Genomic DNA, 25428 nt, shown 5'->3' on the forward strand with positions numbered 1-25428 from the left:
TTGCTTCCGCTGAATTTTGAGGTGGGGGTCTTACTGCCCGTTAATGCAGGATAAACGAATTACTTTTCTACTATTATAGTGTTTTTCTTTATAAATACACCTTTTGTAAATCCACTAACTACAAACATCACAATTATATTAATTAACAATGCGACTATACCTACATTCAAATCTTTTATATACTGCGGGAAACTCGGAAACATCGTGGCTATAGTTGAACCAGATAAGGTAATATATGCGACCACTAATAGCCCAACTCCCATTCCTGCAATCGCCCCTTGCTTCGTAATAATTTGACGTGGAAACAAGCTACATACAAGTGAAGGGAAAAGTTGTGTAACGATACTGTATCCCATTAATAGAAGTGCTCCTATTGTTTCTCCTCCTTTAAATGTAAATAAAACTGCCACGAGCGTTACTACAGGCACAAATAATTTTGCCATCTTAGCAACTTGTCTATCTGAAGCAGACGGGACTATCGTTCGGTAAATATTTTTTGCTAACAGTGTAGAAGCCGCCATAACAAGCATAGACCCTGGAACCAATGCCGTTAATACTCCCGCACTACCAATAATTCCAATAAACCAAGGATCAAAAGTTTGTAAAGCAAGACGGAATAACGAAAGATCTACATCCGCTCCCTTTAACCCAGGAACTTGCAATATAGCAGCAAATCCTGCAAAAAATACGAAAAGTAAAACTAAAGAATACAATGGCATAATTGCTGCATTTTTACGAAATACTTTTTCATTTTTTGCAGAAAAAGCAGAAGCAAATGTATGAGGCCACATATAAAAACCGAGGGCCGTTAATATAATAGTAGAAACAAACCAAGAAATACTCATTCCTTCTTCAGGTAAAGATAAAAATCCCGGTTTCGCTGCCTCTACAGCCTCAAACATCGGCTGAAATCCTCCATAATAATGATACGGCAAATATATACCTAAAAACATAACGATAAACAGTATCATAATATCCTTCAAAGCAGCCGTCCAAGCCGAACCATGTATACCTGAAACCATTACATATATAGTTATAACAATAGCACCGATCCATACTGCAACAACAGGTGACACCCTTCCGTAAGAAGCTTCTGAAACGATAATTCCCAGTCCTTTTAACTGTAAAACAAGATATGGGATGATGGAAACAACACCAACAATCGAAACAATAAGTCCAAGCGCTTTACTTCTATATTTCTTCGCAAAAAAATCTGACTGTGAAACAAGGTTATGCTCTTTCGCATACTTCCAAATGGGTGGCAATAAAAAATACGATAAAAGATAAGCTAAAGCACCATATCCCAAAATATAAAAGGTAGGTGCTCCTTTACTATACGCCCAGCCGCTTCCCCCTAAAAATGTAAACGTCGTATAAATTTCACCTGCCATAAGGAGAAAAACAAAAATAGTGCCAAATCCTCTTCCTCCAACTGACCATTGTTCTAAATTCATATCTTTTCCATGTTGTGCCCGAATCCCTAAAAATAGTGCGAGAAACAAAAATAAAATAATGATAAGTAATGCAGTCATTTTACATCCTCCTTATTAGCAGGATCAAACACGTACACAAGCCCCATACAAAAAGATGTAATAAACACTGATAATAATACCCAAAATAATAAAAATGGCATCCCTAATACGTAAGGAGTAACTGAATTCGCAAATATTGGCCCAACTACTAAACAAAGAACTGGGATAAGCGCTAGAATGTGTATTTTCTTCATCTCATTCTCCTTTACTTATAAAGTTCATAATGGCTGATACAAAGACTTCCACTCCAATCGGTAATGCATCTTCGTCAATCGTAAAACGAGGGTGATGGTGAGGATATATAATACCTTTCTCTTTATTTCCCGCTCCGATAAAAAAGAATGTCCCCGGTGCCTTTTGTAAAAACGCTGAAAAATCTTCTCCAGCCATCGTCGGCTGTAAACGAACAACTCTATCCCTTCCATAAAGTTGTAATGCCGTTTGTTCAATAAGCTCTGTAGCTTCATAATCATTTACAACTGGTCGATATCCATATTCATATGAAAATGTATATTTCGCTCCGTAAGATTCCGTAATATGCTTCACAATCCGCTCAATCTTCTTCTCTGTTTCACCTCGTAATTCATGTCTTAAACTTCTTACTGTCCCTTCAATCTCAGCTTGCTCTGGTATTACATTATGAGTTGTCCCAGCATGAAATTGCGTAACAGATATTACGAGAGAATCTAATGGATTCGTGAGGCGAGATACAATTTGCTGAAGTTGCGAAACGACTTGTGTTCCGATTGCAATACTATCCACCGTTTCATGAGGGATTCCAGCATGTCCACCTTTTCCCTCTATCTTAATTTTAAAAACATCCGGTGCAGCCATTGCAGGACCATAAATAACACCTATTTTCCCAACCTCTAACGACGCCCAAAGGTGAGCACCAATAATATAATCCACACCTTCCATTACACCTGCAGCAACCATCTCCTCTGCACCACCAGGAAAATTCTCTTCAGCATGTTGGAATAGAAAACGAATCTCCCCTTTAATCTTCTCTCTTTCTTCTACCAACTTATGTACAACCCCAAGTAATATCGCTATATGTCCATCATGACCACATGCATGCATTACACCTTTATATGTAGAAATAAAATCAAACTCATTTTCTTCATGAATAGGAAGAGCATCCATATCGGCTCGAATCGCAACTGTTTTGCCCGGATGTTTACCTACTAACTTTGCCATCACACTATATTTAGTCGGCCGTGACACTTCTAAATATGGGAATTTCCGAAGTATATCGAACACAAACTGCGATGTTTTCTCTTCTTGAAAAGATAACTCTGGATACTTATGAAAATGCCTTCTCCACTCAACTAACTGATTTTTTGACAAAACAAGTTCCTTTGCAACATCCATTTCTCTTCTCCCCTTCTTCACCAAGTTAAATGTTATTATAACGTGAATCGTTAACTTTTAAAAGAATCTTCTGAATTTTCAGTGTTAATAAACCAAAAAGAAAAAGCCATCCCAAAGATGACTTTTTCATTATTATAAAATAGTAATTGCTTGTTTTCCCATTTGCTCCCAAGCTTTCTCAAATTCTGTTCGCGGAACAGCCAAACGTGGATTATTTTTAAGAGGATCATTTACATATACAAAGTTTTGATCATATCCAATTACTACTGCACTATGCTCATAATATGTAATTTTCACTTCGCCTGAACTCGTATTCCATGTTTCAAAACTACTTTCAGCTAGTGGCTTAAATGTCGTATTAATAATGACCCATACCGGAGAGCCAGAACTAATTACCTTATATATATCTTGCATGTCTCTACCTGTTAAATTAATTACTTTTTCAGGAACATATTTTTCTGCTAAATCAAAGATTGGTTTATTGTATACACCATATCCAGGCTCTGCCTTTGTATAAATATTTCCCACAAATCCCTCGTAAGGATTTCCACGCAAACCATTTTGTTCAAATGGAACACGATGAATTTCGCTAGCAAGTTGCATCTTATCTACTTGTACACCTTTATATTGCAGCAACATAGCTAAACTTGTCACTTCACACCCTCTGGGTAATTCTGGTAATTGTTTAATAAACGGAACATCTTCAATCATAGCTGCTTCTTTCATTTCAGATAGAAACTCTAAGCGTAGAACTTGCGCCTTTTGCATGATTTTATCTTTTCCTATAAAAAATGCAGCAGCAAGTATAATCCCAAAAACAAAAAGATATTTTAACTTTTTCATTATAAACAAAACTCCATTAATTATTATTTTACAGATACACCTCTTATCATTGTACCCTTCTTCTTACTAGTTTGCTAGAAAGATCATGTGAATTATCGCTCATAGAATTAATTATAAAAATTCTAATTATTTTTAATAAAAAGAAAAATAATTATACATTTACAGAATATTTTGCTAAAATCAAAATTGTTAACATAGTGAAGATGTCACCATGTTAACAAACATTCTTAGAGTATTTAGTCATAGTTCGTTTTTTTACATACTCCATTCATTTCATAGCAAATAAACCGAGTGTGTGTTGCATCCCCCACTAATGATTAAAAACTCAGAATAAAACGAAGTTCACACATTCAAGAAAATACGGGGTGAGGGGCATATGAATCAACAAATTGAACAAACAGATTTAAAACGAACAATGAAAAGTAGACACCTATTTATGATTGCACTCGGCGGTGTTATCGGAACCGGGTTATTTATGGGATCTGGTCAAATTGTCCATAATGCCGGACCTGGTGGTGCTATTCTCGCATTTTTAGTCGGTGGATTTGTTATGTATTTAACGATGTTATGTCTTGGTGAATTATCCGTCGCTATGCCAGAAGCAGGTTCATTCCAAAGTTATGCAAGCAAATTCATTTCACCTGGTTTTGGATTTGTTGTCGGTTGGATGTATTGGTTAAATTGGGCTGTTACAGTTGGCGTAGAGTTAACAACTGTAAGTATTTTAATGAAACGCTGGTTTCCAGACGTTTCTTCCTGGATTTGGTGCGTTACATTTGCAGCAGCACTCTTCCTCGTAAACGCTTTATCAGCAAAAGCATATGCAGAAGCAGAGTTTTGGTTCGCAAGTGTAAAAGTCGCAACAATTGTTATTTTCATCGTACTTGGCGGCGCTGTTATGTTCGGTCTACTAGACTTTAATGGAAAGCCAGCTCCAATGCTTCATAATTTCACTGAAAATGGCGGGCTATTTCCAAATGGTGCATTAGCTGTTCTTCTTACGATGATTACAGTAAATTACTCCTTCCAAGGAACAGAATTAATCGGAATCGCTTCAGGCGAAAGTGAAAATCCTGAAAAAACAATTCCAAAAGCAATTAAAAACACAATTTGGCGAACTCTCTTCTTCTTCGTCTTAGCGATATCAGTTGTTGTAGGTTTACTCCCATGGCAAGAGGCTAATCTAGTCGAAAGTCCCTTTGTACTTGTATTTGATGTAGCCGGTGTCCCATATGCAGCAGACATTATGAACTTTGTTATTATTACAGCTGTATTATCCGTTGCTAACTCTGGTCTCTACGCAAATTCTCGTATGCTGTGGGCGATGGCAAAACAAGGAATGGCAAGTCCAGCATTTACGAAATTAACTAAAAAAGGTGTACCGCTAAATGCATTAATTTTCAGCCTAATTTTCGCTAGCCTGTCCTTACTAACAAGTGTATTTGCGGCAGATACTGTCTTTCTAGTTTTAACATCTATTGCAGCAATGGCTGCCGTTGTCGTTTGGATGTCAATCGCCGCTTCACAGTTTTTCTTCCGTAGAAATTTCGTGAAAAACGGTGGCAACATAAATGATTTAAAATATCGTACACCGCTCTATCCACTAGTTCCAATCGTAGCGTTTTCGCTGAATTTCATTACATTTGTTAGTTTGGCTTTCATTCCAGATCAAAGAATTGCTCTTTATTGTGGCATTCCATTTATGATTATTTGTTACATTTTATATCAAGTTAAATATAAAAAAATTGTCACACTTGAACAGCCACGAACTGTCATACGATAAATAAACTAAATATACAAAATATTCAGCTATCTTTCTTATGATAAGATAGCTTTTTTCTATTTCTTGGATATCCTGGTATAACTTTATTTATCTTAAAATTTTCACAATCACGTTTTTCTCTGGAAAATAGTTTACAATGTAATCAAGTTACAAATGATATTCACCTTAAAAAGTGTGCATTTGTGTCTATTTTTTAACAATATATCAAAAACTATTGCCTTCTATAAATTAATAGGTTTATATTGTTTTATTGGCATAGTTTCAATCCAAGGAGAAAGGAGATTTTCAATCGTGCAACTAAAGAAAGCGTTTTGGAAGTTGGCTTCGCTTCTTCCGTTATCATTACTTCTGTTCCTCGGTGGCTGTGATAAAAAACTCGCAGTATTAAATCCGCAAGGACCTGTTGCAAAAGCACAGTATGATTTAATTGTTTGGTCATTCTTGCTTATGTCATTAATTATCGCAATTGTATTCATTCTGTTTACAGTCATCTTGATTCGTTATCGTGAAAAACCAGAGAATATGGACTATGAGCCACCTGAACAACACGGTAACACATTACTAGAAATTATTTGGACGCTTGTTCCTGTTATTATCGTTATCGCATTATCGATTCCAACAGTAAAAGCAACTTATGCTTCGGAAGAGGTTCCGAAAGAGTCCAAACATATTAAACCAGTTGAAATTTATGTTACATCTGCAAACTGGAAATGGTTATTCAGTTACCCAGAGGAAAAAATTGAAACCGTTAACTATTTAAACATCCCAGCTGGTGTACCAATTCAATTCAAACTGACTTCTGTCGGCCCAATGAATGCTTTCTGGGTACCAGAACTTGGTGGTATGAAGTACACAATGGATGGCATGATTATGGATCTTTATTTACAAGCTGATAAGCCAGGTTCTTACCTAGGCCGTAGTGCGAACTTCTCTGGTGAAGGATTCACACACATGGAGTTCGAAGTTGAAGCAAAAACTAAAGAGAAATATGACAAGTGGGTTAAAGAAGTACAAGAAACTGCTCCTAAACTAACAGAAGCTAAGTACAACGAAATTGTTAAACCTGGTGTAGTTGGTCGTATGACATTCTCTAGTCACCACTTAAGTTATGTAGATCCAAAATCACTTGAATATTGTGATTACAACTACTACAAAAACAAAAAATAATAGCTATTATTCCAACAGATTGGAGTGAACACAGTGAAGCTTGATGAATTCTTTGTCACAGGTGACCCGATTATTTACGGTGCAGACGCTTCTATCGTTCTTGTGACATTAGCAATCATTTTCGTACTAACAAAGTATAAAAAATGGAAATGGCTTTGGGACGAATGGTTAACAACTGTTGACCATAAAAAAATCGGAGCTATGTATATTATTTCTGCGGTTATCATGTTATTCCGTGGTGGTATGGATGGTTTAATGATCCGTGCACAGTTAACATTCCCAGAAACAACTTATTTAAACGCTGAACACTATAACGGGATCTTTACAACACATGGTACAGTAATGATTCTTTTCATGGCAATGCCATTCGTTATGGGATTAATGAACCTTGTAGTACCATTACAAATTGGTGCTCGTGACGTTGCATATCCGTTCTTAAATGCTTTAAGTTTCTGGTTATTCTTTGTCGGAGCAATGTTATTCAACATCGCTTTCGTAATCGGTGGTTCTCCAGACGCCGGGTGGACTTCTTACTTCCCAATGGCAGGTACAGAGTTTACTTCGGGCGTAGGAAATAACTACTACGCAATTGCATTACAGATTTCAGGTCTCGGTACGCTAATGACCGGTATTAACTTCCTTGTTACTATCTTAAAAATGCGTACACCTGGTATGACTTTAATGAGAATGCCAATGTTTACTTGGTCAATCTTAATTACAACAATTATCATTATTTTCGCTTTCCCAGTATTAACAGTTGCTCTTGCATTAATGACATTTGACCGTCTATTCGATGCTCACTTCTTTACGATGGCGAGCGGCGGTATGCCAATGTTATGGGCCAACCTGTTCTGGGTATGGGGTCACCCTGAAGTATATATCGTTATTTTACCGGCATTCGGTATTTTCTCTGAAATCATTAGTACATTCTCACGTAAACGTCTATTCGGTTACAGTGCAATGGTATACTCAATGGTTGCAATTTCTTTACTAAGTTTCGTCGTATGGCTTCACCACTTCTTCACGATGGGTGCAGGTCCAGCGGTTAACTCATTCTTCTCGATTTCGACAATGGCGATTTCGATTCCAACCGGGGTTAAGATCTTTAACTGGTTGTTTACACTGTATAAAGGACGTATTCGTTTTACAGTTCCAATGCTTTGGTCATTGGCATTTATTCCAAACTTCGTAGTCGGTGGGGTTACAGGGGTTATGCTTGGAATGGCAGCAGCTGATTATCAATACCATAACAGCTACTTCCTAATCGCTCACTTCCACTACGTATTAATCGCAGGTACAGTATTCGCTATGCTTGCTGGATTCACATTCTGGTATCCAAAAATGACTGGTCATATGTTAAATGAACGCCTAGGTAAATGGACATTCTGGATCTTTATGAGCGGATTCAACATCTGTTTCTTCCCAATGTACTTCTTAGGTTTAGACGGTATGACTCGTCGTATGTACACTTACTCTGAAAGTCTTGGATGGGGATGGCTAAACCAAATCGCATCTGTTGGTGCGGTAATGATGGGTATCGGCTTCCTACTTCTTTGCTACAACGTAATTTGGAGTGCACGTCATGGTGAACGTGACACAACTGGAGATCCATGGGATGGTCGTACACTTGAATGGGCAACTCACTCTCCTGTACAACATTACAACTTCGCGAAGCTTCCTGAAATTAAAGAAGCTGATGCTTTCTGGTACATGAAAAAACGCGGAGAAACAGTTACACCAGCAGCAGAAGATATCAAACCAATTCACATGCCAAGTAACTCTGGTGTGCCTATTATTGCGTCTGGATTCTTCGGTCTTGCAGGTTTCGCATTAGTATTTAGCTGGTTCTGGCTTGCAGCAATCGGTGGTATTGGTATTTTAGCTTGCTTAATCTATCGTTCATTCGATTATGATGAAGGTTACTATATCAGTGTTGATGAAATTAAAAAAACAGAACATATAGCATGAGAGGTGAAATGATATGGCGGCTTTAGATAAAAGCTTACCTTTGGAATATCAATCCGAACAAAGCAGATTGAATATCCTAGGATTCTGGATTTTTCTTGGGGCTGAAATTATGCTGTTCGCAACACTTTTCGCCTCTTATCTAGTCCTTGCTGGTCGTACGGCAGATGGCCCAACACCAGCGCAACTGTTTGAACTTAAAACGCTTTTAATTCAAACATTACTACTTTTAACAAGTAGTTTCACATGTGGTATCGTAATTCACGAAATGCGTAAGCACAACCAAAAAGCGATGCTTGGATGGTTCGTCCTTACATTACTTTTAGGTGCAGGTTTCCTATTCTTCGAGATTGAAGAGTTCATTATGTATATTGGTGAAGGCGCAACAATTCAAACAAGTGCTTTCCTATCTGCATTCTTCGTTCTTCTTGGAACGCATGGAGCCCACGTAACAGGCGGTATCATTTGGGCAATTTGTGTTATTATCCAAATTTTAAAACGAGGTTTAACACCAGTTACAGCTCGTAAAGTATTCATTATCAGCTTATACTGGCATTTCCTTGATCTTGTTTGGGTCTTTATTTACACACTAGTTTACTTGAACGGGATGGTGGCGTAAATGGCTCAAAACAACAATCAAGCAAACGGACATGCGCATAGCGGATTCCCTTGGTCACACGTTTTCGGATTTATTTTATCGCTTGCATTAACGTTTCTAGCGTTATACGTGGCACTTTACACAACATTGCCACTTTCAACAGTCTTAACAACTATTATCATAATGGCTGTTGCGCAAGCATTGTTACAATTAATTATGTTCATGCATTTAAAAGAAGGAGAAGGAAGAGTTCAAATTCTTACAATGATATACAGTTTCTTCGTTGCAACTGCAACAGTTGGTTTAACTGTATGGATCTTCTTCTCAATGTAATGTACATGAAAAAGACTGCTGAGATTCCTCAGCAGTCTTTTTTTATCTCCTCTATTACATCCACATTACGGAATTAACAGCATAATCATGAAAAATATACTTATTATGACAAATGTTAAGAAAAGTCTTTCTTTATGAAATCGAATCCATATGCGTTGCTTTTCTACCTATTATATGGCTAAATAGGTACTATATTTATTTGAAGGGAGAGAACGCAATGGAACATCATACTTCTGTTCTATCACTTATGGTTGTCGTTGCAATCGCGTTTTTCGTTCCCCTTTTGTTACAACGCTTTAAATTAAAAGCACTTCCTGTGGTCGTTGCAGAAATTATTGCAGGAATCTTTGTAGGTAAAAGTGGGTTTAATATTATTGAGCCAGATATATGGCTTCAAGTTTTATCAACATTAGGATTTATCTTCCTCATGTTCTTAAGCGGTTTAGAAATTGATTTTTCTATCTTTAAACAAAAAGGGAAAAAAAATACGACAAACGAACCAAATACATTTCAGGCAGCAAGCATTATCTTCTTATTTATTTTCATCTTATCTTATGCCCTATCATTACTATTCGTATGGCTAGGATTCGTAGATAATGCAATGTTCATGACTTTAATTATTTCAACTATTTCTTTAGGTGTTGTTGTACCAACATTAAAAGAGAATAACTTAGGAAAAACAGCAATTGGGCAAATCATTTTATTAGTCGCTGTTATTGCGGATTTAGTTACAATGATTTTACTCGCTGTATTCGTCGGATTAAATTCCGAAAGCGGCCAAAGCATGTGGCTTCTTCTTCTTCTATTCGGCGCTGGTATTGTTATTTACTTCGTTGCAAAACGTTTTAAAAACATTCCATACTTAGATAGTTTAAAAGCTGGTAGTGTACAAATTGATACACGAGCTGTTTTTGCACTCATTTTAATCTTAGTTGGGTTATCGGAATCTGTTGGAGCAGAAAATATTTTAGGCGCCTTCTTAGCAGGTGTACTTGTATCGTTATTATCACCAAATGAAGATATGGTGGAAAAACTTGATTCTATCGGCTATGGTTTCTTCATCCCTATTTTCTTCGTAATGGTTGGTGTAAATCTAGAGGTGTGGTCTATTTTCAAAGAACCTTCTAGCATGCTAATGATTCCAATCTTAATTGTAGGACTCTTTATTTCGAAACTCTTACCATCACTCGTCTTAAGAAAATGGTATCCGCGTAATATCGTACTTGGAAGTGCAATCTTATTAACATCGACACTTTCTTTAGTTATTGCGGCTGCACAAATTGGTGAAAAACTGGAGATCATCAGTCCAAGTTTATCTGCCTCTCTTATTTTAAGCGCAGTTATTACTTGTATTTTTGCACCTATATTGTTTAAAAAAATGTTCCCAAAAGTAGAAACACCAAAACCAAAAGTAGCTATTATTGGCGCGAGTAGAATTACCCTTCCTTTATCACTAGATTTAAAACGAGAAGATTATGACGTAACGCTATATATGATGCGTCAAAACAAAATAAATGATGAAGAAGCGACATCACATGACTTCCCTATCGTGAAATTAGATGACATCACAATCGCATCATTAACTGAACAAACAGCATTTGATGCAGATCGCGTCGTTGTTGCAACAAGTGATGATGAACAAAACTTATTATTGGCAGAACATGCAAAAGAGCTAGGTGTTGAACATGTTATTGCAAGTGTAGAAGATCCACTTCTACAAGAAAAAGCAACGCAAGAACATATCGCTGTATTCTCAACAATTAACTCTACACGTATTTTATTACGTGCGCTTATTGATAAACCTAGTCTCGTTCGCTTAATTACAACAGCAAACGAAACAGTCCGTGAAGTTGAACTACGGAGCAATAAATATAACGGCGTTGCACTTCGTCGCCTTCCGTTTTTAGGTGATGTACTAGTCATTCAAATTTATCGTGGAAATAAAGCATTAATCCCACATGGGGATACAAGACTACAACACGGTGATACATTACTTGTAACAGGCTCAAAAGAACATATCGATACACTAAAAAACATATTAGAATAAAAAAATGCCCCTCACATAATTGAGGGGCATTTTTTCCATTTCATATGGTAAAATGTTACTATCACATATTATGGGGATGGATTACATTATGTCTATTATAACTTTAGCTCTCTTATTATTAGCCGAAATACTCGTTGCCATTATTCTCATCGGTGTTAGTATTGAGATTTGTAGTTACGGATGGAAAAAATCAAATGGAATAAAATATTCTTGCCTCCTACTTTCACTCCTTCTCGGAACTGCTAGCATACTCGGACTTCTCGCCGCACCTGCCTATTTCTTTATACAATTAACAGAAAAAGCGTTATAAGAAAGGATGTTAATATGATTACCGTGAAAAATATTGAGGGATCTGAAACTTACGTATTACGTCAAAAAATTTTACGCCCCAATCAAACATTAGCAGATTGTAAATACCCTTCCGATTATGAAACAGACACCTTCCACTTAGGCGCATTTATAAACGATCAACTTATTAGTATCGCTTCTTTCTCAAAGGAAATGCATCCCGACTTACAAGCAGGTATGCATTATCGTCTACGAGGAATGGCCACATTGCCTGAGTTTCGAAACAACCACGCTGGAAGCTCCTTAATTCAGAAAGCAGAACAAATCTTACAAGAGCGTCAAGCAAATATGCTATGGTGTAATGGCCGAATTACTGTAGCTGACTATTACAAGCGCTTAGGCTTCCAAGAACATGGTGAAATCTTTGAAATTGAACCAATTGGCCTTCATAAAGTACTGTATAAAAGAATATAAGAAAAGCTTTCCGCAATACGGGAAAGCTTTTCTTATATTTCAATCTTCACTTTTTATCTTTTTCATATATATGTATATAAACAGACTAGGAACTAAAAAACAAGCAAACATAATAAATCCTGTCATACTAATTTCCTTTATCGAAATATCTGGTGTTACAACGATACAAATAGCTAAAATCCCAATAACAATACTTACAGGAATTAATAATAGTTTCATGAAATAGCTACGTGATACTCCCCCTGTATGCTCATACACTTCCACTGAATTTTTCAGATTTAAAAAGTTAATAACTACAATCCCACCCATAAATACCATTAATAAATCCGAAACACTTTCATATCCTGCATCTTGCAAAACGTAGCGATAAAAAACAATACCTAGTATGAAAATATTTTGTAAGATGAAAACTAATCTAATATGTTTTAACCCCTCAATCATTAAACGTTCATCTTTCACAATTTTCATCGAATCACTCCTTTTCCTCCCAAAACAAATCATTCAAAGTTTTATCTACTGCATAACAAATTTTCAAACATAAATCTAAAGACGGATTGTATTTGCCCTTCTCAATTAAACTAATCGTTTGCCTTGTAACACCTACTTTTTCTGCTAATTGTTGCTGTGTTAAATCTAACTGAACACGCGCGACTTTTATTTTACTTACAGCCATTCATGTTCCCCCTCCATCCATATTGTAACATATATATTCCATTAAGTAATTTATATTTTGCGTGACTGATTATAGTTTCACTTTATTATACACAAAAAAGGAGCCCCTCATAAGAAGCCCCCTCTCCTATATTATAAGAATAAATGACATCCAAATAAAATTGTAAATAAGTAGAGTAACGGATGCACTTCCATCCCTTTCCCTTTCACAATTTTCAAGACTGGATACACTAAAAATCCAATTGCAATTCCATTCGCAATACTAGATGTTAACGGAATACCTATAAAAATTAAAAATGCTGGTAACGCATCTTCAAATTCATTCCAATTAATATCTCGAATGCTTTGTGCCATTAAACTACCTACTATAATTAATGAAGGAGCTGTAATAGCGGCTACACTTGATAAAGAAGCAATAACAGGACTAAAAAATGCCGTTATAATTGTTAGACCAACAACTACAATCCCTGTTAACCCAGTTTTACCACCTGCAGCAATACCTGCTGACGATTCAATCGTCGCTGCTGTTGGGCTTGTTCCAAAGATAGAACCTGTAGTCCCGCCAATTGCATCTGCAATAAACGCTTTACCAAAACGCTTCTCTGTATTGTCTGTAATTAAACCTGCTTGTTTAATTAAACCAAGTAATGCACCTGTTGTATCGAATAAAAGTACAAGTAAAAATGAAAATACAACGCCGTATAATCCGTATTCAATTACATCTGAAAAGGCATTGATTGGGTTTGAAACGATGATACCCTCTGGTAAATGAGGCATCGCCACAATTTTATCAGCAAACTTCAATTGCCCTGTAAAGAAGGCAATAATTCCTGTCACAATCATACTAATAAATAATGCACCGCTCACACGCAATGTCATTAATACCGCCGCTAATATTAAACCAATTAAAGTTAAAATAACAGCTGGAGAATGAAAATCACCAATCGTAACTAAATTAGACGGATGATCCACGATAATTCCAGAAAGGCGCAATCCAATAAAAGCAATAAATAGTCCAATTCCACCTGCAATTGCATGCTTTAAACTATCAGGAATTGCTAAAATTAACTTTTGCCTAAACGAAGTAAAAGATAATAAAAGAAAAATAATCCCCGTTACAAATACAGCTGAAAAGGCAACTACATATGTAATCCCTTCTGCCTTCTGTACAACAGAATAAGCAAAATATGCATTCATTCCCATAGCTGGAGCAATAACAATCGGGTAATTCGCGAAAATCGCCATACCTACTGTTCCAACAACGGTTGCAATAATTGTTGCTGTAAACGCTTGGTCAAATGGTACACCTGCATCAGATAATATTTTTGGATTGATGACAAGAATATACGCAAATGTAAAAAAAGTTGTGATGCCAGCCAAAAACTCTTGCTTCACAGAAGTGTTATATTTTTGTAATTGAAACATGCTTATGTACCCTTCCTACACCTGAATTATTATCACACATTCTTTTTCTTACTAGTATGTGAGAAAATATAATACTTAATCTTAACAATCAATAAAAAGAAGAGTCAATATATTCCCTAATAGTTAGAATTTTAAGTTTAAGTCTGACAAGTACAGATGTAGTACAGTTCATTATGATTATTTTTGTAGCATAACAGATAGAAATGTTTTATAATTTGAAATAGTTAAATATTTAGTAAACGCATTCAAATATCGTTCACTCTACAAGGGGGATTCTTCTTATGCAGCACACAAACAAATCTGGAACTTTAAATCGTGGTTTAAAAGAACGACATATTACTTTAATGTCACTGGGCTCAGCTATTGGCGTTGGGCTATTTTTAGGATCCGCTTCCGCCATTAAACTAGCAGGTCCTTCTATTTTGCTAGGCTATATGATTGCCGGTCTCGTTATTTTTTTCATTATGCGAGCGCTTGGGGAAATGGCAATTGAACAACCTGTTGCTGGTTCTTTTAGTAAATATGCATATGATTATATTGGACCACTCGCTGGTTATATTACTGGTTGGAATTACTGGTTCTTATGGGTTGTTACTTGTATGGCTGAAATTACAGCAGCTGGTATTTACATGCAGTACTGGTTCCCAGATATCCCGCGCTGGACTTGGGCATTACTTGCTCTATTATTAATGAGCGCTTTTAACTTCTTATCGGTAAAAGTATTTGGAGAACTTGAGTTTTGGTTTGCTCTCATTAAAATTGTCACAATTATCTGTATGATAGTAGTCGGAGCTGGTATTATTTTATTCGGATTCGGAAACGGTGGTATCGCTACTGGTATTTCAAATCTTTGGTCACATGGTGGCTGGTTCCCAAATGGATTTTCTGGGTTACTACTCTCCATGCAGATGGTACTATTCGCTTATTTAGGCGTTGAATTAATCGGTGTTACAGCTGGTGAGGCTCAAAATCCGAAGAAAACACTCGCAAAGGCAATCGATAACGTATTTTGGAGAATTCTACTCTTTTACGTTGGGGCATTATTCGTTATGATGGCAATTTATCCATGGAACGAACTTGGTGAGAAAGGCAGTCCATTCGTATTAACATTCCAACAAATTGGTATCGCAAAAGCAGCAGGTATTATTAACTTTGTCGTATTAACAGCAGCTCTTTCTTCTTGTAACGGTGGTTTATTTAGTACAGGCCGTATGCTATATACATTAGCTCAGCAGAAAAAAGCTCCTGAAAGATTTGGTCGTTTAAATAAAAATGGCATTCCAAGCCAAGGAATTGTAGCAACTGCTATCGTTTTACTAATTGGTGTTATATTAAACTATCTCGTACCTGCAAAGGTATTTACATGGCTTACTAGCATTTCAACTTTCGGTGCAATTTGGACTTGGGGAATTATATTAGTCGCTCAAATTAAATTCCGTAAAAGCTTGCCTACTCAAAATAAACAAAAGTTATCGTATAAAATGCCTTTATACCCATTAAGCTCATATTTCTCACTCGTTTTCCTTGTATTAGTATTAGGTATAATGGCGTATTCAGAAGATACACGAATTGCATTGATTGTCGGCCCAATTTGGCTTATCGGCTTAGCAATCGTATATTACATGAAAGGGTTTCATAAGATTGATGAAACACCTAACTCAAAAATTAGTTAAGCAAAACATCCCTTCCTTATTACTTGGAAGGGATGTTTTTATATCTATATAAATATTTCTCAACAAAATTCACGGTATTTTTACAATTTTTTAATATTTTTTATGTTTTCCGTCTTTATTTTTACAGAAAAATAAATTACATTATTAAAGCACATATATTTATTATTAGGGGGATTCTTCTATGAAGAATAAAAAATGGATTACATTTTCTTTAGCAACAGCAATTACACTAAGTATAGGGACCTCGTTCATATCGTCTACTTATGCCGAAAGCTCTGTAGACCCAGCTCCTGAAATTGCTGCAAAAGTTGTAAATCAAAACAATGGGAAGAAAGTATTATTCGATAATACACACGGTCAAACTGCTGGGACAGCTGACTGGGTTATTGACGGCGGCTTTTCTGACTTCGGAAACGGCATTGCAAAAAACGGATATCACGTAAAGGAACTTCGTAAATCAACACCTATTACGTACGAAGACTTAAAAGATTACAATGTATTTATCGTTCCAGAAGCTAATATTCCTTACAAAAAATCTGAGCAGGACGCTATGTTACAATATGTAAAAAATGGTGGTAGTATCTTCTTTATTGCTGATCATTACAATGCAGATCGTAATAAAAATCGCTGGGACTCTTCTGAAGTATTTAATGGATATAGACGCGGTGCTTGGGATAATCCAGCAAAAGGAATGTCTAATGAAGAAGCTAATTCACAAGCTATGCAAGGAGTAGAAAGCTCTGATTGGCTCTCTGACAACTTCGGTATTCGCTTCCGCTACAATGCACTTGGTGATGTTTCAGCGAAAACAATTGTATCGCCTGAACAATCTTTCGGAATTACAAAAGGTGTTTCGTCTGTAGCAATGCATGCTGGTTCTACTCTAGCAATTACAAACCCAAAACTAGCAAAAGGACTTGTTTACCTTCCAGAAAATCCATCAAAATGGAATAACGCTGTTGATAGTGGCGTTTATAATGGCGGTGGTATTGCAGAAGGCCCATATGCTGCTATCGCAAAAGTAGGACTTGGAAAAGCTGCCTTTATTGGTGACTCTTCTCCTGTTGAAGATGCTACGCCAAAATACGTTCGTGAAGATTCTGGCCAAACAAAGAAAACTTACGATGGTTATAAAGAAGAAAACGATGCGATTTTATTAGAAAACATCGTAAATTGGTTATCAAATAAAGAGACATTTACAAGTTTAGATCAAGTAAATGGTTTACAACTTGATTCACCTACAGCTCTACAAACATTTGAACAGCCAAGCTTATCAACAGAACCACAACCTGAACCTTGGAGTGCACCAAATGCAGGTTATCAATGGTTTAATACAAATACTTTTAAACCAGGTTCATACGGTTATAACGGTGCGGTAACAACAAGCGACTACGTCGTTACACACCCTAGCATTCTACCAAACAATGAAATTTTCCAAATGAAGATTCAAGTAAATAACTTACTACCTAATACAACGTATAACAACTATTCTTTAGGTATCTTCACTACTGGTGGAACACAAGTGGCTAAAGTACAAAATGCAAACGGCACTTGGCCATCTACTTTCGGATATAGTAGTGCATTTTCTTTCACAACAAACAGCTTAGGCTCTGCTGAGAAAGTTGTAAATGTACAGATTGATTCAAATACAACTGGACAAGCAACGCTTCGTCTACGCCAAAATACAACAACGAAATATAATGAAACTGTAACGATTAATAAGAAATAATAAAAAAGGCAATCCATACATGGATTGCCTTCTTCTCACTTCTCTTCCTTCGAGAAAAACATTCTTGAAATAACGATACCTATACTACCGACGATTAGGAATAACACTGCCCTAATCATCATCGATACCTCTGGTAAGTCAAGTAAGAATAACTTCCCTACCGTTACGACTAAAACGACTAAACCAGCATATAATATTTCATCCATATTTCTATTTCTTCCAAACCAAACCGCAAATAATGCATATACCATCCATAATAACGATACTGATACACTAATTACGCTTCCATCTGCAGATAAAACTTCACCGATTCTCGTAATTGTAATAAATACAATTATCATAAACCAATAGAGCACTATAGAATACATATATTTGCCGAAGCTCGCTAATACTTCTTTCGCTTCTCTCATGCAATAATAGAACGTTCCTATTAAAATAAGATGAGCAACAAAGCCTGCCGAAATAAATTGATCAAACGGGCTAAAAATAGTCTGTATCATTCCAATTGCGTAAACCGTCGCACTAACATACAATTTTATCTGTTGTTTTACTTTAATAGAAGTGACCATGCCGAGGAAACCTTGTAACAATAGTACAATCGCTGCATTCACTAAACTATACTCATATAAAATTGCTAAACTAAATGCTCCCATTGCGAAACCAAATAAGAGATTTGTAAATGTAGAATGTCTATTTTTCCTATATTCACATACGAACATAGCGGCATGCACGAGTGCACTAATAATTAATCCCCATGTTGTAAAATCAGGTATTTTTGAAATAGCTAGTATAAAGAACACTGCATTCGCACTAAATATCGCCAAACGTGGTTCTAGTATAAAACTTCTCTCCGTAAACATATGCCAAAATAATAGTAAATGAATCAAACCATATACAATCGTTAACTGTATTTGCAAGTTCTCTACTAACATTGACATAACAGCAAAGAAAACGAAAAGGACAATGGCAGCAACAGCGTAAGAAATCATATATAAGTATTTATAACGATTTTTCAACGCATACCATAATAAACTAAGTGTTAATACTGTCTCATATCCAAAGAAAATATAAGGATTAGGAGTCGTACTATTTAACAAGAATGGTACGAAGAACGCACCGACCGCTACGAAAATAGTGAGATATTCCGATTGATATCTTTTCGCTAAATAAATCCCTAAAATAACCCATGCAATATTACAGAGAAACGCGACACTTGCCGGAATAAATCCATATAAATAATGTGCTGCAAACGTCGTTAGAACAATCCCGGTAATACTTCCTCCAGCTAATACTAATCCTAACGCTTGCCGCTCTCTTTTAATTTGAATATCTCCTATATAATACAACCCGATAGATAATGCGATACCAAACACAATTCGTATCGCTGGTGTTAATAAACCAGCATCTACCCCTGCTTTAAATAACCAGATCACTCCAAGCAACATAATACCGACAAATACACGCGGTAACCACGTCTGACAAAACTTAATAATATTAAATGGCTCTGGTTTAAAAGCCGATATATCTACTTGTTTTAACTCAGGTTCTTGCAAAGGCTCTTTTATCTTAACTATTTCTTCTTTTGGCTTTTCCTCCATTACCGTTTCAATATATTCTTTCTTGTTCTTACTAACATGTTGCTGAGCGTTTTCTACTTCTATTTCCCTCTGCTTTACTTTTAATTCAGCAAGTGCTTCTTGAATTGTTTCAATTGCCGTTTCGAGTGCTTCTATTTTCTTATCCAAATCCTTCTTCATACGCTCCCCCCTTATTCGTAACTCTCATTGAACCTATATATTACCAATTATCTTTATCATACTCTTAGTCTATTCATTTTCAATAGTATTTTTCCAAAAAAAAGAAAGGTGTCTTCCCAAAATAGGAAAACACCTTTTTACTCATTTATTCTTATTTAGAAAAATGCTAACGATAAAACCAAGACACATGCCTACAATAGCTGGAACAATCCACCCAACACCTTCTGTATAAAACGGGATGTATTTTAATGCTGACGTCCACTGATTCATCATTACATTTTTATTTAAAATGTCAATTGCACTAAATATCGCTACAACCAAAACAGTTACTGCATATACGTATGCATACTTTCCAATATACTGATGGAATAACCCTAGAATAATAAGCGTTAACGCAATTGGATAAATAAATCCAAGAATTGGTACTGATACTTTTAAAATTTGCGTTAACCCTAAATTAGCTAAAATCATACTAACAACGCTTACTATAAATGCCCACAATTTATAAGATACTTTCGGAAATGCACTCGCAAAAAATTGACTACAAGACGTAACAAGTCCAATTGAAACACATAAACACGCGATAGTAAAAATAAGACCTAATAAAACGACTCCGCCCTGTCCAAATAATGTAATCATAACTTGTGCTAACACTTTCGCACCGTTATCAAATGTTCCTAATGAGCCACTAATTGCCCCCACATATCCAAGGATGACATAAATAATAGATAATAATAGTCCTGCCCCAATTCCAGCAATACTCATATATCTCGCTAAACCTTTATCATCTTCAATACCCTTTGCACGTAATGCATTTGCAATAACAATTCCAAAGATTAAAGCAGCTAACGCATCCATTGTTAAATATCCATCTAAAAACCCTTGAAACATAGGAGCTTGGCCATAGTTCCCTATTGGTTCTTTCATATCTCCTACTGTTGTAAACATACTCTTTATAAAAATGAGTGCAATCATACATAATAATAACGGCGTCAAGACTTTTCCAAACAACCCCATTAATTTAGATGGGGATAAACTTAACCAGTAAACAATACTAAAGAAAATAACTGTGTAAAACAATAATAATCCGTTTCCTGCTTCAGGGAATAACTGACCTGGCCCCATTTCAAAAGCTAAACTTCCCGCACGGGGTATACCAAGCCCAGGTCCAATAAATACATACACGATACATGGAAAAATAATTGCAAATGAAGAATGAACCCTACCCGCTAACGTTTGAAAACTTCCTGCTTTTGCAATAGAGATAACACCTAATATAGGAAGACCTGTTGCTGATATAATAAACCCTACTAATGAAATCCAAACATGTTCTCCTGCTTCATACCCAAGGAAAGGTGGAAATATCAGATTCCCTGCTCCAAAGAACATCGAGAATAACATAAGGCTAATAAGTAAAATTTCTTTTTTCTGTAACAATTTCATTTCTTTCTCCTTCTTTAATTTCATCTTTTATGAAATCAATTTCACATATAAAAAAGTACAATAACCCGCTTCCTTACAAAGAAAACATAGTCCATAGTCTATCACAAAAGAAACACCCCTTCTATAGCTATTCCTCTTTTCCAATTTCTTCTGAAAAATCAACCTTTATTGACTTATAATAGTTAATAAAGTAAAATATTAAATGTACAAAATTATTAACTTTGTTTTTGTTTGTGTCAGGAGGAAAATAACATGGAATCAGCGATACAACTAGAAAGAGAACAACAAAGAAAAAAGAAACATCCTCCAGGTTTATACTTACTCTTCTTTACAGAAATGTGGGAAAGATTTAGTTACTATGGATTACGAGGATTATTAACATTATATTTAACGACAGCTTTAGTAAGCGGTGGTCTTGGGTTTAGTCCCGCATGGGCACTCTCTATTTACGGATTTTATACTGGAGCCTGTTATTTCACACCAATGATTGGTGGATACTTAACAGACCGTTTTCTAGGTAGACGAAAAGCAATCACAATTGGTGGTATAACAATGGCAATCGGTAACCTTACACTATTTGCCTTGCAAAACCAATTAGGCCTATACCTCGGATTAGCGCTTATTATTATCGGTAACGGATTCTTCAAACCGAACATCTCTACACTGGTTGGAGAATTATACGAAGAGAACGATCCAAAACGTGATAGTGCATTTACCATTTTCTATATGGGTATTAACGTCGGTTCATTTTTAGCTCCACTCGTTTGCGGATTTTTATCAGAAAATTTATTCAAAACAACAGTTGATGGCGTTGTACATTACGGATTCCGTTACGGTTTCTTAGCCGCTTCAATCGGAATGATCATTGGACAAATTTTATTTACAACACTATCAAATCGCTTCCTTGGTAATATCGGTAAAAAACCAACTCGCGATTTACAAACAGCTGCTGGACAACCATCAGTAGGAGATACACCATTAACAAAAAAAGAAAAACAACGTACCGCAGTTATCGTCATTTTAACATGCTTCGTTGTCTTCTTCTGGGCTGGCTTTGAACAAGCTGGTAGCTCATTAACATTATATACAAACAAATTTGTAGACCGCTCTGTGTTCGGATGGGAAGTTCCAACATCTTGGTTCCAATCGGTCAATCCATTATTTATTATTTTACTTGCTCCAGTCATTTCTGCATTATGGGCAAAACTTGCAACTCGCAAGCAGGGTGATTTAAAAATCCCAACTAAAATGGGACTTGGTATGATTTTGCTCGGTATTGGTTATATCATTCTCGTTATCGCTACATTAAAAACAGGTAGTGATGAACATAACATTACAGAAAAAGCAAACTTACTGTTTATCGTCTTTACGTATCTTTTCCATACGTTAGGTGAGCTATTCTTATCACCTGTCGGACTATCAATGGTTAGTGCGCTTGCTCCGGTAAAATTAGCATCTTTACTAATGGGTGTATGGCTAGCAAGTTCAGGTATCGCCAACATTTTAGGCGGACAACTTGCAAGCTTCACAACTTCACTTGGATACGCTGAAGTATTCACAGTTATTGGCGCTGTGGCAATTGTACTAGGTTGTGTTTTATTATTAATTTCTAAGAAATTAGTGAAATGGATGGATTAAAAAAGATGAGGAATTTCTCCTCATCTTTTTTTATGCTGTTTTACCTTTTTCAATTGCTTGTTCGTACAGCTCTTTATGTTCTTTATATTCACTTGGTACGAAACTCTTATAGAAGAATGAGAACCAGCTGTCTCCCTTTTTATACCCTTCTTCTCGAATTTCCGCTGCTTTTTTATTCGATTTAAATCCTTCAGTAAACCATTTCTTTAACAATTCATTTCTTTCATACTTAGCAGGAACTTTTAAATCATAGTTTTCAAATGCATACTTATAGCCAGCCTTTTCTACTACCTTTTTTGTAGACTTATAGCCTTTTTCATACGCTGTTTCATATGCCTTCACGTATACTTCTTTCTCTCTATTTCCAGGATTCTTTTCAGCTAGTTCTTTCCCTGTCTTTTCCCCTAACTCAGCTTGCTCTTTTTCAATTTTTTCTGTTCTTTCTTTATTCCCTACTTTGAATCCGTCTGCAAAGTTTACCTTAAACTCTGGAGCAACTTGACTATCGTCCATCGTCTCTTGTGCTAAACCTTGTTCTTTTCCTTTTTCAAAATGCGTTTTCTTCTGCTCTTCTAAAGACCATACGGCTGCATAAGTCGCTTTAAACGCTTGTTTATATGCATCAGATTTTCCAGCTACATGCACTTCTGCATCATTTTTTCCTGCTTTAAAATCAGTTTCTCCATTCTTTTGACCTTCAAGTTGACCTTTTTCCATATCAGCTTGGCGCTGCGCTTCCTCTTGTTTACGTGCCTCTTCAGCTTTTCTTTGTTCCTCGGCTACACGTTGTCTCTCTTCTTCAGCTTTACGCTGTGCTTCTGCATTACGTTGTTTTTCAGCCTCAGTATTGCGCGCTTGTCTCTCAGCTTCTACAGCACTATTATTATTCTGGCTAGGAGCTGGGCTCGTTGCACCACTACTAGAAGCTGGTTTATTGTGATAATGATATTCCCCGTACTGTAATCCCCATTTCTCACAATTTGTACGACACGTATGTCCGCCATTAGCATCTGTACGCCCTGGATGCGCATAAGCTGAAATTGGAGCTACCAATAACGCTATACTCGTTGTTAAAAGAAGTTTCTTCACCTGTTGTCTCACTCTTGTTCCTCCCAAAATATAGAATTCTAACTTTATTATACATAAATAGAAGAATACTTAAATACCAACCAAAATATTCTATAATTTCTCAACATTAGTAAAAAAGAAGGTGAACTCTTTAAAGAGTTCACCTTCTTTTTTTACTTCTTCGCCTTCGTTCCTACTAAATCACCAGCAACAACATAACGCTTAGAATTATCCTTTACAGATACACATGTAATAAGTGTTATCTCATCTTTCCCATGATCCTCTACAACTTCCCACTTATCAGGAGTTACTTCAGATACACCAGTAACCGCATACTCATATTCATTTTCATTGTCATACAAATAAATTTTATCGCCTTTTTTCAAAGAAGCTATATCACTAAATAAAACACCTTTTTTAGACATGTTATGTCCTGCTAGTGCGTAATTCCCTTTTCCCATAACTTGATTCTCTTTTACTGTCGCTGCACCTGATAATAAGTTTTTTTCAGTAGAAGCTTTCAAAACAGGCAGTTCTACTGAAACACTTGGAATCGAAATACGACCAATTACTTGTTTCTTATCTAATGATGCATTCGCTACTTCCGCCAAGTCTGGTTGATTAATTTTGGAAGCATCTACAAATTCCGTCTCATGCTTTTCATAATCCATCTTTTGAACAGCCTGCACATTTTCAGTCTGTTTCTTTTCAGCCTGATATCCATCATAAAATGGCTTTCCAATTAACACGCCACCTACAACAAATAGAAGGATTGCTACTATACTATAAATTCTTTGCTTATTCATATACAATTCCTTTCCCTTACAAAATCTTACTCTATATAAAATGATAAAATAATATCGCCATATGTACAAGTATTAGCTAAAAAGAAACCTTCTTGCCGGTGCAAGAAGGTTTCTTTTTAAGCTAATTTATTTCTGTATAGTGATACGTGAAATACTGTCATTTGAATAAAGAAAATCGAAAATAGAATATATAATGGGTATCCAGGAAGATATTCATTAATAATAGGCGAAAAAGTTAAAAATCCAACTGCACAAGGTAACACAAACCATAACGATACAAATGTTGTTCGGCAAGCTTTATCCGTAATCGCTTTTTCACGTTCATCTTCTAGTGGAAATAATAATGGATACATCCAAAAAGATAAATTCTTATATTTTTTCTTTTGAATTCTATAAAAAATTGTAACTATAATTGCTCCAATAAATAATAAAATGAATGGTACTCCATTAACCGCTACTTCAAACGGGAATTTCTCGTTTTTAATTATATCTGCTAACTCTGTAATGACACTATAAAATTCAACAAGTGTCCAGCATGCTAAAGCAGTATAAAGCACGTTTATAATATAAGAAAAAACAATTCTATTCATCCTCTTCCCCCTCCTTATTTAAAACAAACACATCTTCCATCTTTAACTGAAACACATCACAAATCGTAAGTGCTAATAACAACGAAGGAACGTAATCCCCTTTTTCAATTGCTGCAATTGTTTGTCTCGTTACTCCAACCTTTTCTGCTAATACGCTTTGTGTAAAGTTAAAACGAGCTCTTAATTCTTTTACTCTGTTTAAAATGGTCAAATTTACCACCTCTCA

At 36.0% G+C, this 25428-nt stretch carries 24 protein-coding genes; 11 read left to right on the forward strand and 13 right to left on the reverse strand.

Translation table 11 applies throughout. The features are described 5' to 3' along the window. Positions 1-59: 59 nt before the first annotated feature. The 4 genes from IQ781_RS12065 to IQ781_RS12080 all read right to left on the reverse strand — a co-directional run bounded on the left by IQ781_RS12065 (position 60) and on the right by IQ781_RS12080 (position 3746). Positions 60-1532 (reverse strand): sodium:solute symporter family protein, encoded by a 1473-nt coding sequence (locus IQ781_RS12065; protein WP_139847065.1) that lies wholly within the window; start codon positions 1530-1532, stop codon positions 60-62. Continuing rightward, on the reverse strand, positions 1529-1726 hold the full coding sequence (locus IQ781_RS12070; protein ID WP_000719833.1) for a DUF3311 domain-containing protein: 198 nt from the start codon (positions 1724-1726) through the stop codon (positions 1529-1531). Before IQ781_RS12070 ends, IQ781_RS12065 begins: the two co-directional genes overlap by 4 nt. Before the next feature lies 1 nt (position 1727). Then, positions 1728-2903: an amidohydrolase gene (locus IQ781_RS12075; protein WP_000382128.1), complete on the reverse strand. Its 1176-nt coding sequence runs from the start codon at positions 2901-2903 to the stop codon at positions 1728-1730. A gap of 132 nt (positions 2904-3035) precedes the next feature. Continuing rightward, positions 3036-3746: a C39 family peptidase gene (locus IQ781_RS12080; RefSeq protein WP_000734490.1), complete on the reverse strand. Its 711-nt coding sequence runs from the start codon at positions 3744-3746 to the stop codon at positions 3036-3038. A gap of 376 nt (positions 3747-4122) precedes the next feature. On the opposite strand from IQ781_RS12080, the gene IQ781_RS12085 reads away from it, so the two are divergent. The 8 genes from IQ781_RS12085 (at position 4123) to IQ781_RS12120 (ending at position 12401) form a co-directional block, all read left to right on the forward strand. Continuing rightward, a complete protein-coding gene (locus tag IQ781_RS12085; RefSeq protein ID WP_001075758.1) occupies positions 4123-5529 on the forward strand; it encodes an amino acid permease in 1407 nt (468 codons plus the stop codon). Positions 5530-5820: 291 nt separating this feature from the next. After that, positions 5821-6696 (forward strand): cytochrome aa3 quinol oxidase subunit II, encoded by an 876-nt coding sequence (locus IQ781_RS12090; protein ID WP_001176165.1) that lies wholly within the window; start codon positions 5821-5823, stop codon positions 6694-6696. Positions 6697-6729: 33 nt separating this feature from the next. Beyond that, entirely contained in the window at positions 6730-8664 is a 1935-nt protein-coding gene (gene qoxB, locus IQ781_RS12095; protein WP_000762366.1) for a cytochrome aa3 quinol oxidase subunit I, read from the forward strand. Between the two features lie 13 nt (positions 8665-8677). Then, positions 8678-9280: a cytochrome aa3 quinol oxidase subunit III gene (qoxC, locus tag IQ781_RS12100; protein WP_000729316.1), complete on the forward strand. Its 603-nt coding sequence runs from the start codon at positions 8678-8680 to the stop codon at positions 9278-9280. Then, positions 9281-9592, forward strand: a complete 312-nt coding sequence (gene qoxD / locus IQ781_RS12105; RefSeq protein WP_000068425.1) for a cytochrome aa3 quinol oxidase subunit IV — start codon at positions 9281-9283, stop codon at positions 9590-9592. A gap of 217 nt (positions 9593-9809) precedes the next feature. Next, positions 9810-11639, forward strand: coding sequence for a monovalent cation:proton antiporter family protein (locus tag IQ781_RS12110; RefSeq protein WP_000399966.1), 1830 nt, complete (start codon positions 9810-9812; stop codon positions 11637-11639). A gap of 52 nt (positions 11640-11691) precedes the next feature. Beyond that, positions 11692-11949 carry a DUF4022 family protein gene (locus IQ781_RS12115; protein WP_000926991.1) on the forward strand — a complete coding sequence of 86 codons (258 nt, stop codon included), beginning with the start codon at positions 11692-11694 and terminating at the stop codon, positions 11947-11949. 14 nt (positions 11950-11963) lie between these two features. Next, complete coding sequence (locus IQ781_RS12120) at positions 11964-12401, forward strand: GNAT family N-acetyltransferase (RefSeq protein WP_000633769.1); 438 nt, start codon at positions 11964-11966, stop codon at positions 12399-12401. Positions 12402-12440: 39 nt separating this feature from the next. On the opposite strand, the gene IQ781_RS12125 is transcribed toward IQ781_RS12120, so the two are convergent. From IQ781_RS12125 to IQ781_RS12135, 3 genes are all read right to left on the reverse strand, one after another. Next, on the reverse strand, positions 12441-12869 hold the full coding sequence (locus IQ781_RS12125; protein WP_000706637.1) for a hypothetical protein: 429 nt from the start codon (positions 12867-12869) through the stop codon (positions 12441-12443). Positions 12870-12873: 4 nt separating this feature from the next. After that, positions 12874-13074, reverse strand: coding sequence for a helix-turn-helix transcriptional regulator (locus IQ781_RS12130; protein WP_000301182.1), 201 nt, complete (start codon positions 13072-13074; stop codon positions 12874-12876). Positions 13075-13205: 131 nt separating this feature from the next. Continuing rightward, positions 13206-14498, reverse strand: coding sequence for an NCS2 family permease (locus IQ781_RS12135; protein WP_000487192.1), 1293 nt, complete (start codon positions 14496-14498; stop codon positions 13206-13208). 281 nt (positions 14499-14779) lie between these two features. Here IQ781_RS12135 and IQ781_RS12140 point away from each other — a divergent pair, with 281 nt between their 5' ends. Further along, entirely contained in the window at positions 14780-16171 is a 1392-nt protein-coding gene (locus tag IQ781_RS12140; protein WP_001164897.1) for an amino acid permease, read from the forward strand. Positions 16172-16352: 181 nt separating this feature from the next. Then, complete coding sequence (locus IQ781_RS12145; RefSeq protein ID WP_000791522.1) at positions 16353-17900, forward strand: hypothetical protein; 1548 nt, start codon at positions 16353-16355, stop codon at positions 17898-17900. Between the two features lie 35 nt (positions 17901-17935). Here IQ781_RS12145 and IQ781_RS12150 read toward each other — a convergent pair whose 3' ends face one another. Together IQ781_RS12150 and brnQ1 are read right to left on the reverse strand one after the other, a co-directional pair. After that, positions 17936-19657, reverse strand: a complete 1722-nt coding sequence (locus IQ781_RS12150; RefSeq protein ID WP_000710918.1) for a DUF2339 domain-containing protein — start codon at positions 19655-19657, stop codon at positions 17936-17938. 141 nt (positions 19658-19798) lie between these two features. Next, positions 19799-21100 carry a branched-chain amino acid transport system II carrier protein BrnQ1 gene (gene brnQ1, locus IQ781_RS12155; RefSeq protein ID WP_139847066.1) on the reverse strand — a complete coding sequence of 434 codons (1302 nt, stop codon included), beginning with the start codon at positions 21098-21100 and terminating at the stop codon, positions 19799-19801. Positions 21101-21352: 252 nt separating this feature from the next. Here brnQ1 and IQ781_RS12160 point away from each other — a divergent pair, with 252 nt between their 5' ends. After that, positions 21353-22738: a peptide MFS transporter gene (locus IQ781_RS12160; protein WP_000443143.1), complete on the forward strand. Its 1386-nt coding sequence runs from the start codon at positions 21353-21355 to the stop codon at positions 22736-22738. A 30-nt stretch (positions 22739-22768) separates the two neighbouring features. On the opposite strand, the gene IQ781_RS12165 is transcribed toward IQ781_RS12160, so the two are convergent. The 4 genes from IQ781_RS12165 to IQ781_RS12180 all read right to left on the reverse strand — a co-directional run bounded on the left by IQ781_RS12165 (position 22769) and on the right by IQ781_RS12180 (position 25413). Continuing rightward, on the reverse strand, positions 22769-23839 hold the full coding sequence (locus tag IQ781_RS12165; protein ID WP_050292984.1) for a YHYH domain-containing protein: 1071 nt from the start codon (positions 23837-23839) through the stop codon (positions 22769-22771). 140 nt (positions 23840-23979) lie between these two features. Beyond that, positions 23980-24612 carry a class A sortase gene (locus IQ781_RS12170; RefSeq protein ID WP_001041724.1) on the reverse strand — a complete coding sequence of 211 codons (633 nt, stop codon included), beginning with the start codon at positions 24610-24612 and terminating at the stop codon, positions 23980-23982. Between the two features lie 116 nt (positions 24613-24728). Next, positions 24729-25202, reverse strand: a complete 474-nt coding sequence (locus IQ781_RS12175) for a DUF2178 domain-containing protein (RefSeq protein ID WP_053565231.1) — start codon at positions 25200-25202, stop codon at positions 24729-24731. After that, positions 25195-25413, reverse strand: coding sequence for a helix-turn-helix transcriptional regulator (locus IQ781_RS12180; RefSeq protein ID WP_000154019.1), 219 nt, complete (start codon positions 25411-25413; stop codon positions 25195-25197). The genes IQ781_RS12175 and IQ781_RS12180 overlap by 8 nt, the downstream gene beginning before the upstream one ends. Positions 25414-25428: the final 15 nt, after the last annotated feature.

The organism is Bacillus sp. N447-1 (assembly GCF_022701035.1).
Taxonomy (GTDB): domain Bacteria; phylum Bacillota; class Bacilli; order Bacillales; family Bacillaceae_G; genus Bacillus_A; species Bacillus_A cereus.